This window comes from Rhodococcus sp. OK611, assembly GCF_003050885.1.
Lineage (GTDB): Bacteria > Actinomycetota > Actinomycetes > Mycobacteriales > Mycobacteriaceae > Rhodococcus_G > Rhodococcus_G oryzae.
In genome coordinates, this window is record NZ_QAOZ01000007.1 from 132113 (window position 1) to 143796 (window position 11684).

Annotated in this window: 12 protein-coding genes; 3 read left to right on the forward strand and 9 right to left on the reverse strand. The window is 66.6% G+C overall.

What is annotated here, in order from left to right; genetic code table 11:
* Positions 1–24: 24 nt before the first annotated feature.
* The 3 genes from C8K38_RS10620 to C8K38_RS10630 all read right to left on the reverse strand — a co-directional run bounded on the left by C8K38_RS10620 (position 25) and on the right by C8K38_RS10630 (position 1465).
* Positions 25–495, reverse strand: a complete 471-nt coding sequence (locus tag C8K38_RS10620; protein ID WP_097211442.1) for a DUF5130 domain-containing protein — start codon at positions 493–495, stop codon at positions 25–27.
* Positions 482–739, reverse strand: coding sequence for an aa3-type cytochrome oxidase subunit CtaJ (gene ctaJ, locus C8K38_RS10625; RefSeq protein ID WP_097211443.1), 258 nt, complete (start codon positions 737–739; stop codon positions 482–484). The genes C8K38_RS10620 and ctaJ overlap by 14 nt, the downstream gene beginning before the upstream one ends.
* Positions 740–802: 63 nt before the next feature.
* Positions 803–1465, reverse strand: a complete 663-nt coding sequence (locus C8K38_RS10630; protein WP_097211544.1) for an HNH endonuclease — start codon at positions 1463–1465, stop codon at positions 803–805.
* A gap of 153 nt (positions 1466–1618) precedes the next feature.
* Between C8K38_RS10630 and C8K38_RS10635 the strand changes: the two genes are divergently transcribed.
* The 3 genes from C8K38_RS10635 to C8K38_RS10645 all read left to right on the forward strand — a co-directional run bounded on the left by C8K38_RS10635 (position 1619) and on the right by C8K38_RS10645 (position 4417).
* Positions 1619–2014: a globin gene (locus C8K38_RS10635; RefSeq protein WP_097211545.1), complete on the forward strand. Its 396-nt coding sequence runs from the start codon at positions 1619–1621 to the stop codon at positions 2012–2014.
* A gap of 68 nt (positions 2015–2082) precedes the next feature.
* Complete coding sequence (locus C8K38_RS10640) at positions 2083–3672, forward strand: glycoside hydrolase family 13 protein (protein WP_097211444.1); 1590 nt, start codon at positions 2083–2085, stop codon at positions 3670–3672.
* A 103-nt stretch (positions 3673–3775) separates the two neighbouring features.
* The gene (locus C8K38_RS10645; RefSeq protein ID WP_097211445.1) at positions 3776–4417 is read left to right on the forward strand and encodes a hypothetical protein; all 642 of its coding nucleotides are present in this window, start codon (positions 3776–3778) and stop codon (positions 4415–4417) included.
* Between the two features lie 271 nt (positions 4418–4688).
* Here C8K38_RS10645 and C8K38_RS10650 read toward each other — a convergent pair whose 3' ends face one another.
* The 6 genes from C8K38_RS10650 to C8K38_RS10675 form a co-directional block, all read right to left on the reverse strand.
* A complete protein-coding gene (locus C8K38_RS10650; RefSeq protein ID WP_097211446.1) occupies positions 4689–6065 on the reverse strand; it encodes a glutamate decarboxylase in 1377 nt (458 codons plus the stop codon).
* Positions 6066–6163: 98 nt separating this feature from the next.
* A complete protein-coding gene (locus tag C8K38_RS10655) occupies positions 6164–8146 on the reverse strand; it encodes a YhgE/Pip domain-containing protein (protein ID WP_097211447.1) in 1983 nt (660 codons plus the stop codon).
* A gap of 3 nt (positions 8147–8149) precedes the next feature.
* Entirely contained in the window at positions 8150–8890 is a 741-nt protein-coding gene (locus C8K38_RS10660; protein ID WP_245220983.1) for a hypothetical protein, read from the reverse strand.
* A gap of 93 nt (positions 8891–8983) precedes the next feature.
* Positions 8984–10264, reverse strand: coding sequence for a metal-dependent hydrolase family protein (locus C8K38_RS10665; protein ID WP_097211448.1), 1281 nt, complete (start codon positions 10262–10264; stop codon positions 8984–8986).
* 286 nt (positions 10265–10550) lie between these two features.
* A complete protein-coding gene (locus tag C8K38_RS10670; RefSeq protein ID WP_097211449.1) occupies positions 10551–11234 on the reverse strand; it encodes a hypothetical protein in 684 nt (227 codons plus the stop codon).
* Positions 11227–11679 carry an acyl-CoA thioesterase gene (locus tag C8K38_RS10675; RefSeq protein WP_257017437.1) on the reverse strand — a complete coding sequence of 151 codons (453 nt, stop codon included), beginning with the start codon at positions 11677–11679 and terminating at the stop codon, positions 11227–11229. Before C8K38_RS10675 ends, C8K38_RS10670 begins: the two co-directional genes overlap by 8 nt.
* Positions 11680–11684: the final 5 nt, after the last annotated feature.

The following is an 11684-nucleotide window of genomic DNA, read 5'->3' on the forward strand; positions in this document are numbered from 1 at the left end:
GAAGCGGAGTGTGCCGGGGTGGGGCTAGCGCACCGCGATGGCCGCGCTCATCACGCGGATCGCGCTGACCAGGCCGTCGATCAGGTCGGCCTCCCCGAAGGAGGACACAGCTGCAGTCACGCCGAGCTGCACGACCCGGTCCGTGACCCGACCGGCGACCTTGCGCCCAGAGCGGATCTCGATGGCGCGCTGGTTCGGCGAGACCGCGATCAGCACCGAGCGCTCGGCCTCGGGGGTCTTCGGGAACAGCGCGTCGGCGCCCGCCGCGGTGTCCTCGCCGAGATCACCGATGAACGCGTTGAAGCGCACCTTGGTCGACCTCGTCGCGTCGGTCATCGCATCGTCGAGGGCCACCAGCTCGTCCACGCTGAACGGCAGATCGTCGTAGGGATCGCCGACGCGGTGCACGCTCGAGACGCGACCGCTCGCGGTCACCACCGAGCCCACCGGGAGCTCGGACTCGATCACCGCCGGGAAACTGCTACCACCTGCCACTTGCCGAACCTCCGATCAGATCTGCGGATCCGGACTCGATGGCCGCGTGCCCGCCGTGGTGACCGACCGTCACCTCGTCGACCGCGGACCACAGCACCGGCTTGTGGGTCCATTCCTCGTCCAGCGAGTAGTGCGCGGGGGTGGTGCCTGCCACCGGCTTGGCCAGGTAGCACAGCCCCGCGATGATCGCCGTGATGAGCGCAGGGATCCCTACGAAGATCAGCGATGTCTCAAGAATGCTCACGCACCAAACCGTAGCCCAGTGCGCCACAAATTGTGCCGTCGGGGGCACCTCGAGATCGGACGTTTACGCAGCGCCCTCGCCGAGATAGCGCAACCACACCGGGTCGAGCTCCTTGGTGCTCGCCAGCAGCCGCCAGTGCTGCCCCTTGGGCGGCACCAGGGCGGCCCGCAAGGTCCAGCCGAGCTCGCTGAGCAGCTTGTCGGCTTTGCGGTGGTTGCAAGGCGCGCAGCAGGCCACGCAGTTCTCCCAGGAGTGACCGCCGCCCCGGCTGCGCGGGATCACGTGGTCGACGGTCTCGGCCTTGTCGCCGCAGTACGCGCAGCGGAATCGGTCGCGGTGCATCAGCGCGGCCCTGGTCATCGGGATCCGGGCCCGATAGGGCACCCGCACGTAGTTGCGCAGCCGGATCACGGAGGGGACCTGCACCGACCAGTCGGCGGAATGGATGACCTGCCCGTCCGGATCCTCGTGGACGGCGCTGGCCTTCTCGCACACCAGCAGGACGACGGCTCGGCGGACGGGGAGCGCGGTGAGCGGCTCGTAGGTGGCGTTCAGAAGCAGCACCCGGCGCTTCACCCAGGAAGGAACCGCGTCGTCCTCACCTGGGGTCGAGGGTCTCAGACCCTCGTCTATCACTTGCAGCGAAGAAGCCCCCGATCCCCGCGGCAGGCGGGCATCAGTGGGCTGGAGTTGTCGGTGCGCTCGGGCGCTGTGCGAGTTCTTCATGCGACCTCCGGGAAGATTGCTCCCAAGTTGACCACGGATGGCCTGCTCGCGCACGTCCATTTGGTACAAAGATGCAGGACTTTCGGTGAACAACCGATGACAACACGAGCGCGTCGACGTCACGGCGCGAGTACGGGCACAATGGACGCCGACATGACTGATGCCGAAGTGAGCTTCTACGAAGCGGTGGGCGGAGCCGAGACCTTCCGCAAACTGACCGCGCGGTTCTACGAGGAAGTGGCGAAGGACGAGATCGTCCGGCCCCTCTACCCGGAGGAGGACCTCGGACCGGCCGAACGCCGCATGCGGATGTTCCTCGAGCAGTACTGGGGCGGCCCGCGAACCTACTCCGACGAGCGCGGACACCCCCGGCTCCGGCTGCGACACCAGCCGTTCCGGATCGGCCCGCTCGAGCGCGACGCGTGGCTGCGCTGCATGCACATCGCGATCGCGTCGATCGACGAGGCCACCCTCGACGAGCCGCACCGCCGCGCCCTCGTCGACTACATGGACATGGCCGCCGCCTCGATGGTGAACTCACCCGTCTGATCGGCGCGAACCGGGCCACATCCCGCCGAAGTCGTGCTGCCCGGACGGGTTTGGCACTATGGGTCCCTGTGACCACCGACGAGACCGTGCCGGAGACAACAGATCCCTGGTGGACGAACGCGGTCTTCTATCAGATCTATCCGCGCTCCTTCTCCGACTCCAACGGCGACGGCGTCGGCGACCTGGGCGGCGTCCGCGACCGGCTCGGGTACCTCGAGCTGCTCGGCGTCGACGCCATCTGGCTGAGCCCGGTGATGCGCTCGCCGATGGCCGACCACGGCTACGACGTCTCCGATCCGCGCGACATCGACCCGTTGTTCGGCGACCTCGAGGTGATGGACGCGCTGATCGCGCAGGCACACGCGCGGCGGATCCGGGTCACCATGGACCTGGTGCCGAACCACACCAGCGTGGCGCACCCGTGGTTCGCGGCCGCGCTGGCGGCCGGGCCGGGCAGCCCCGAGCGGGCCCGCTACCACTTCCGCGACGGCCTGGGCGAGGACGGCTCCCAGCCCCCCAACAACTGGCCGAGCATCTTCGGTGGGCCCGCCTGGACCCGGGTCACCGAACCGGACGGCTCCCCCGGCCAGTGGTACCTGCACATCTTCGCCCCCGAGCAGCCCGACCTGAACTGGGACAACCAGGAGGTCGCCGACGACCTCGCCACCACGCTGCGGTTCTGGCTGGACCGCGGCGTCGACGGTTTCCGGATCGATGTCGCGCACGGCATGGCCAAGCCGGAGGGACTGCCGGACTACGACTGGGAATCCAACCGGCTCCTGAGCAACGACGACAACGACCCGCGGTTCAACAACCCCGGCGTGCACGAGATCCACCGCGGCCTGCGCAAGGTGATGAACGAGTATCCCGACACGGTGGCCGTCGGCGAGATCTGGGTGCGCGACAACGAGCGCTTCGGCGAGTACATCAGGCCGGACGAACTTCACCTGGGCTTCAACTTCCGCCTCGCCGAGGCCGAGTTCGGCGCCGACAGCCTGCGCGAGGCCATCGAGAACTCGCTCGGCGCGGTGGCCGCGGTCGGCGGCACCCCCACCTGGACGCTGTCGAACCACGACGTCGAGCGCGAGGTCACCCGCTACGGCGGCGGCGAGATCGGCCTGGCCAGGGCCCGCGCCATGGCCGTCGTCGAGTTCGCGCTGCCCGGGGCGGTCTTCATCTACAACGGCGCGGAACTCGGGCTGCCGAACGTCGACCTCCCGGACGAGGCGCTGCAGGATCCGGTGTGGGAGCGGTCGGGGCACACCGAACGCGGACGCGACGGTTGCCGGGTCCCCGTGCCGTGGGAGGGCGCGGCACCGCCGTTCGGCTTCAGCTCGACGGAGACGTCGTGGTTGCCGATGCCACCGGAATGGGCCGACCGCACCGTGGAGGCGCAGATCGAGGACGTGACGTCCACGCTGTCGCTGTACCGGTCCGCACTCGAGCTGCGGGCCCTGCGACCTGAGTTCTCCGGCAACGAGATCGATTGGTACGGAAGCCCGTCCGGTTGCCTGGCCTTCCGCCGACGCGGCGGGCTGGTCTGCGCGCTGAACGCCACGGATGCGCCCATCCCGCTCCCGCCGGGAGAACTACTGCTCGCCAGCGCCCCGCTGGTGAACGGGGAGCTGCCCCCGAACGCGGCGGCCTGGCTGGTCTGAAATCCCAGTCAGGCCGAGTGCGCAGGGAGCCAAACAGTAACGATTCGATTCCCCCGTACCAAATTACAGCTGCCTGTACGAAACGCCATCTAGACTGCGCCACATGCTGATTCACCCGACTTTGCGGATGCAATCGTGGGGATTCGTCATCGGTGCACTGCTGTTTGCGCTCGGGTCCGCACCCTGGATTTCCACGGCTCTTGGCGCCGCGAGCGCCAACACGGCCTTCTTCATCGGGTCTTGGTTCTTCACCGCCGCGGCTTTCATCCAACTTGTACTCAGTGGGCAGGCCACCACTACAGACCGCGGCAAGCCGGCAATTCGAGCCGAATGGCTCTCGGCGGCAATCCAATTCCTGGGAACGCTGTTGTTCAACATAAGCACGGGTGCCGCACTGCACGCGCACACGATCAACAGCGAAATGCACCTGGTGTGGAATCCCAATGCCGAGGGCTCGGTCGCCTTCCTTGCGAGCAGTGCCCTCGCCGTCCTGATTCTGCTGCGGGCCAACCAGTTCTGGGAACCAGGCTCGCGGGACTGGCAGAGTGTGTGGCTGAACATGCTCGGTTCCATCGCGTTCGGATTCTCAGCGGTGGGCGCGTTCATCACCCGTGACGGCACCACGATGGACGCGGCGGTCGCTGCGGGTGGAACGTTCGTCGGTGCGCTGTGCTTCTTCGCGGCCTCGGCGATATTTCTCGGTGGGGACGATCAGCCCGCCGAGGAGATGGCCGACGCGAGCTGAGTGCCTCCGCCGCCCTGCCGGTGTTCCGGGTCGGCCGATCCGACCCGCCCGCGAGAACCCCGGCCGGGGTGCCGTCGATCCAGGGCCGGTGCCCCACCCGATGGCCGGTGTTGCGTCTGCGCACCAGTTCGATGTTTCTCCGCACGATCCGGGTAGCGCACGGCACTACGCGCCCGGCGGTCCACGGTCCCCGCCACCGTGGCCTCCTTCCGATACGAGCAGGGGCGGCACAGGTACGGGATATGCACCTGTGCCGCCTGTGACTGTCAGCTCAGTGCGCGAAGCCCTTTGCGTTGTGCTCGGCACCGGACTTCAGCCGTGCCACGACATCCCTCATCGCCAGCACCAGCTTGTATGCCATGTCCCGGCTGAAACCCTCCCGCAAGACGATTCGCAGTACCGCGACATCCTCCGCGTCGGCCGGCATGGTGTAGGCGGGGACCTGGAAACCGCGGGCCCGCAGTTCGTGGGAGATGTCGAACACGGAGAACCCCGCGTCGCCGTCGACCTCGAACGACAGCACGGGAATCGCGGTGCCGTCGGTGATGATCCGCATGTGGTCGATCTTCGCGATCTCAGCGGAGAGCATCAGTGCGGTGTCCCGCAGCGACTCCATGATCTGGGTGTACCCGGCGACACCGAGCCGGATGAAATTGTAGTACTGACCGACGACCTGGTTGCCCGGACGCGAGAAGTTCAGTGTGAAGGTCGGCATGTCACCGCCGAGGTAGTTGACCCGGAAGACCAGGTCCTCCGGCAGGTGCTCCTTCGAACGCCACACGACGAAGCCGATGCCCGGGTACGTCATGCCGTACTTGTGGCCGCTGACGTTGATCGAGACCACCCGGGGCAGGCGGAAGTCCCACTTGAGTTCCGGGTGCAGGAAGGGCACCACGAAGCCGCCGCTCGCGGCGTCGACGTGCAGGGGAACGTCGGGGCCACCCTTCGCGGCGATCTCGTCGAGGACGTCGGAGATCTCGGCAACCGGTTCGAGCTCACCGGTGAACGTCGTACCGAGAATTGCGACCACACCGATGGTGTTCTCGTCCACGGCCTCCCGCACCTGCTCCGGCGTGATGACGTAGCGGCCCTTCTCCATCGGGAGGTACTTCGGTTCGACGTCGAAGTAGCGGCAGAACTTCTCCCAGACGACCTGGACGTTGCTGCCGAGGATGAGGTTCGGTCGGGTCGAGTCCTTTCCTGCTGCCTGCCGGGCCGCCCGCCACTGCCACTTCAGGGCGAGGCCGGCGAGCATGACCGCCTCGGAGGAGCCGACCGTGGACACCCCGGTCGCGGACGAGGGATCGGACTCGTCGAGATCGACCGCATTGAACAGGGCCGCAACCATGTTCACGCAGCGGGTCTCGATCTCGGCGGTCTGCGGGTACTCGTCCTTGTCGATCATGTTCTTGTCGAACGTCTCCGCCATCAGCCGGTCGGCCTGAGGGTCCATCCAGGTGGTGACGAATGTGGCCAGGTTCAACCGCGAGCTGCCGTCGAGCATCAGCTCGTCGTGGATGAACCGGTAGGCGGCTTCCGGATCCGATTCGGACTTCGGCATGCGCAGTGCCGGAACGGCGTCGGTTCCGAGCCGTCCGGTGTAGGCGGGAGCGAGGGATTCGGCGGGAGCTGCAAAGGAATCAGACATCTTCTCTCCAATACTCGGTTCCACAGATCACAGAGGTTGAGGCAAATCACCCGGGCTTGGTGACGAGCACCGCCCGGTCACCGGGTGGCTTCTCCTGGTCACACCTCCAGAGGTGGGTAGAGCCGCTCCATGGTGTAGTGGCGGTTGCGGCGGACGGAGAGTGCGCTGGCGGTCAGGCTCACGAGCAGGATCCCGACGAGCACCACGATCGCGATCCACAGCCGGGAGTCGACGTGCTCACCGATAGTGAGCTGCCGCAACCCGTTGACCGTGTAGGTCATCGGGTCGAACGGGTGGATGTACTGGAAAGGCTTGGCGGTCGTCGGCACGGGGTAGATGCCGCCCGCGGAGACCAACTGGAGCATCAGGAAGGCGAGGGTCACCACACGCCCGACGGCGATCCCGAACACTGCGTTGAAGGCCTGGATCATCGCGAGGTAGGTCGCGGAGATGAGCATCAGGAACGCGATCGTGCCGAACACGTGCTTCACGTCGAGGCCGACACCGAAGTGGACGACGGTGTACATGACGACCACCTGCAGGATCCCCACCAGCAACGCCGGCCAGTACGACGCGAACACCGTTCGGTACAGTCCCAGCCCGCCGACTGTCGGCCGGGACTGCAACGGGGTCAGCAACATCCAGGTGATGATGCCGCCGACAAACAGGGCCAGTGAGAGGAAGAACGGCGCGAAGCCGGTGCCGAACGTGGGCGCCATGTTCGTGTAGTCCTGCTGGAGCTTCACCGGCGTCGAGAGCGTGTCCGCCGTCGCGGTCTTCTGCTCGTCCGTCCAGCTCGGTACCTGCCCGGCCCCCTCGTCGAGCGCGCTCGCGAGTTCCTTCGAGCCGGACTGCAGTTCGACCATCCCGGACGCGAGCTGACCTGCGCCGCTCGCGAGCTGGTTGCTGCCGTCCGTCAGCTGAACCAGGCCGGAGCTGAGCGTCGCGGCACCACTGCTGAGCTCGTCGGCGCCACTGCGCAACTGGCGCAGGTCGGAGGCGATCCCACCGTTCTGCAGCGTCGCCAGACCGGACTGCAGTGGGCTGCTCGGGTTCGTGAGCTGGTATTCGACCGCCCGAGCATCACCGCTGAGTCGATTGATCTCCGCCTGCAGCTCCGCGGTATCCCCACGCACCTGCTGGGCGGTGAGCGGCGACAACGCCGCCACTGCCCGCTGAACCAGGGGATCCGAGCTCTGCCGCAGGATGTCCAACGCTTGGGAGACCGCGGTGGCGGGCGCAGGCGTCGATTCGGGCAGCCGGCTCCCGAGTGCCTCCAGCGACTGCCGGAGCTCGGACACCTGACCGCCGACATTCGGTAGCGAACCGCTGTCGAGGGCATTGATCAACGGCGTGGTTGCACCGTCGATCGCCGTTGCGAGTTGAGCTGCGCCACTTGCCAGTTGTGCCGATCCGGATTCCGCGGTGACCATGTTCGTCGCCAGTTCGTTCGCACCCGAACTGAGCTGGTCCGCCCCGCTCTTGGCGGTGTCGATCCCGGCGGCCAACTGGTCGGCGCCGTCGGCGGCCTGCTGCAGGCCGGAGCCGGCGCTCTGCAGACCGGTGAGCACCTGCCCGACACCCTGCGCACCGATGGTCGAGTTGACCTGGTTGATGACCTGCTCCGAGGCGTCCTGCCCTATGACTGTCGCCAGGTAGTTGTTGGCGTCGTTGAACGTGAAGATCAGCTCCGCCTTCTCCGGGTTGGCCCCGTTCGGCGATTCGACTGCCGCGCTGAAGTTCTCGGGAAGGGTGATCGTGTAGTAGTACTTTCCGGACGCCAGGCCCTCGGATGCCTCCTCGTCGGAGACCTCCGCCAAGTCCAGCTGCCCAGAGGCGATGAGCGACTTGACGACCTGGTCACCGGCATCGAGTTGCTGCCCGTCCGCGGTGCGGCCGGTGTCGTTGTTGACGATTGCGGCGGGGATCTTGTCGACCGCGCCGAACGGATTCCAGAACGCCCACAGGTACATCGCGCCGTAGAGCAGGGGCATGAGGATGATGGTGATGATCGCGATGCGCGGCATGGTGCCACGGAAGTACCGCTTCGAATCGCTGCCGAGGGACACTCCTGCAAGCATGGGTCACCTCCCTTCGGTCATGACGCCGACGTCGCCTGCGCCGAGCAGTCCGTGCAGGTCGACCACCGCACGCACCCCGGTGTCCGGCAGTAGCGGGTTGACGTCCGCGGTGATCACCGACTGCTTTTCACCCAGCGCCACAAGGCGTTCGAGGACCCCGAGCCGTTCCTCGTCGTCGGCGATCTTGTCCATGCGCCCGACGACGAGCAGCGGTGGACGGCGAGTGTTGGCCACCGCGATCCGCAGCAGCAGCTGCTGGATTTCGGGGAGATCGTCGACGAAGGCGTTCAGCGCCGGCAACGGCACGTCACCGAACACCTCCGCGCACATGCGCTCCACACCGTCCTCGTGCACCCGGGGAACGAACTTGAACCACGGTGACTGCCACCGCAGTTGTTCGGTGACCATGTCGCGGACGGTGACCGACGGGCTGACGTCGTCGATCTCGTTCACGCACGCGATGGCAGACTCCGCAAACACCTTCGCGGGTTTGTTCGTGTGCCCCAGCACGGTCAGTGACCCGCCCGACAGACGCATCCTGCCGCACAAGGTCATGAGCAGGGCCGTTCGGGCGGCACCGGACTGCGCGGCAAGTACCGTCACCCCGCCCTCGTCGATGTCCAGGTCGAGCGGGCCGAACACGTGCCCCCACGGACCGTGAAGCTCAATCGCCCTCGCGGACACGAGCGACCCGGGGATCGGCTCCCAGAAGTCCTCGTGTTCCGCTGTCGCTGTTTCGACCAACTCACACCTCTCATCCGGCGCTCACCATCAGGTCGACGGCGCGCTCGTTCGACACTGCTGTTCGTGTTCGATCAGATGACTCGGCGGACCGGGTCAGAGTGTGTTCTTGACGATCTCGCCGTTCTTCACGATGACCGACAGGCTCTTACCCGGGTCCCCGATCAGGCTGAGGTCCTCGATCGGATTGCCGTCGACCAGCAGGACGTCCGCCCACGCGCCCTCGGCGATGACCCCGAACGGGGCCTCCCGGTAGGGGTCACGCTCGCCCGCAAGCCGGAACAGTTCGGCGTTGCCGGACGTCAGCATCCGCAGCGCGTCGACATTGCTGTAGTAGTCACCGAGTCGGGCCGCCATCACGCTCTGCCGTGGGGCGATCTGGGGCTCGAGGAGCAGATCGGTTCCCCAGGCGACGTTCACCCCATGCTTCTTCGCCCAGCCGTACACGTTCTCGACACCGGTGCAGATCTCGCGATCCTTCCCGGCACGATTGGCATCCGGGTAGTGGTGGTCGCCGAGCGCGAACGGTTGCATGGACAGCCAGATCTCCCGCTCGGCCAACAATGCAATGGTCGGCTCGTCCGCGAGGTGGCCGTGCTCGATGGATCTGACGCCGGCCTCGATCGCCCGGCGAATGCCGGTGACGTTGTAGACGTGGGTGGCGACGTAGGTGCCGTAGTCGGTGGCAGCGTTCACCGCCGCGCGCAACTCGCCGTCAGTGAACTGGACCGTGTACAGCGGGTCGTACATCGAGGCGGCCCCGCCCCCGACCATCACCTTGATCTGAGACGCGCCCTTCTTCAGCTGTTCACGCACCGACGCCAGCACCTGCGCCTCGCCGTCCGCGACACGCATGAACCCGATCTGCTCGGCACGCGACTCCGCACCGCCCAGCGCGGTCGGCGTTTCGTAGACGAAGCCGAAATCACCGTGACCACTGGTCTGCGAGACCGCGGCCTGCGACGGGTAGATCCGCGGGCCCAGAAACTGCCCACGATCGATAGCCGACTTGATGCTGCTCGTGTCGCCGGCCATGTCCCGGACCGCGGTGAAACCGCGCAACAGCATGTTCTTTGCTTCAGCGAGACCATTGATCGCGATGTGACTCTCCGAGCCCGTCACCATGTCGACGTATGAGTTCGCGTTGCCCACCAGGTGTACGTGGGCGTCACACATACCTGGCATCAGCACCCGGCCGCCGCCGTCGATCACCTTCGTCTCTCTGCCCGGTTCCTCACCCACCGGGGATTCCGACACCGCAGCAACTCGGTCGCCATCGATCAGGACGTCCCCGGCAACGAGCCGGTCGGACGTGCCGTCGAACACACGTACATCACGAAAAACAATCCGCCGCTTGGCTTTCGCTGAAGTCGTCATACCGGCGAATGGTAAGCAATCTCCAAAGGGCGGGTGCGGCAGTACCCGGCGGACCGGACACAAAGTTATTCAAACGAGACGGTCGTTCGCAACGAAAAGGAGAATTAGTACGTCGAATTCATGCCGTACAAGGTTCCCGATCACGCAATTCGTACAACGGTAAATCCCTTGCAAATACCTGGCCAAATCACATGAGGATTTGCAGGATCAGCAGGTCAACCACACCCACACACGGGAAACCATGATGCGACGGCGTGGACTCGTCACCGGACGCCCACGGTGCGGACTAGAGCACAGACAGTGGGATCTCACCCCCGCGCCGTGCGAACACCGAACCGAAGCGTGCGTCCAGGCGCAGCCAGGTCTTGGTCGCGCGCACCCGCACCATCTCGGCCGCATCGATGCGCTCGAGATCGACGGCCGCGGTCATCGGATCCGAGCTGACCTGCGGGATGAATCCCATTGCGGCCAGCGCGAACACCGTGCGCATGGACACCCCGACGACCTCGCCCGCACCCTCGACGCTGAGCACCTCCTGCGCGAGCAACGAGGCAGGCGGGCCGTGGCTGCTGCCGTGCTCCTTGGCCAGCGCCGCACCCTGCTGAGCCAGGTCGATCAGCACCCGAGCCGGAACGTCGTCGATGTGCGCGAAGCCGGCCTCCGGCGGCAGGGCGCCACGCCAGGCCGAATCCATCGAGAAGCCGGGGTCGATGTCGGCGCCCTCGGCCGCGGTCACGCCGCGCAACAGTCCGTCACCGGCGGCCGAGGTGTCGTCCGGGCTGATCCGTCCGGAGACGACCCGCGCCGCGAGCGCGTCGAAACCCGTCGGGACGAAGGCCACCAGCCGACCCTCGTCCCGCTGCCGCATCCGGACGATCACCGCCTCGTCCAACCGGATCGCCCTGGCGAGGAAGGTCGCGAGGTTCTCCCGTTCGCCCGCGTCCGGGATGGTCAGGACCCGCTCATGCACGCTTCCACTGCTCCAGGTACTCGCGCTCGGGCGCGGTCAGCCTGCGCAGCCGCTGGGTGTCGATGTCGAAGGCCGCGATCTGCGTGGACGCCACGATCGACGGCGCCGAGTCCGGCGCCGCGCCGCCTGCCCGCACCTCGTACCCGATGGTGAAGTCCACCGCACGGACCGACTCGATCCACATGAGCACGTCCAGGGGGCCGTCGTCGTGCCGCAACTGGCCGCGGTAGCGCACGTGCAGGTCGGCGATCACCGCGCCGTCCCGGAGGGTGACCGTCGGCCTGCCGTCCTCGAACAGCCACGGGATGCGCGCCTCCTCCAGGAGGGTCACCATCCTCGCGTGGTTGATGTGCTGGAAGACGTCCATATCCGACCAGCGCACGCCGACCTTCGTGTGGAAGCCGACCGCAGCCGCGGTCACCGACCCTGACGTTTCGACGCTCAAACTTC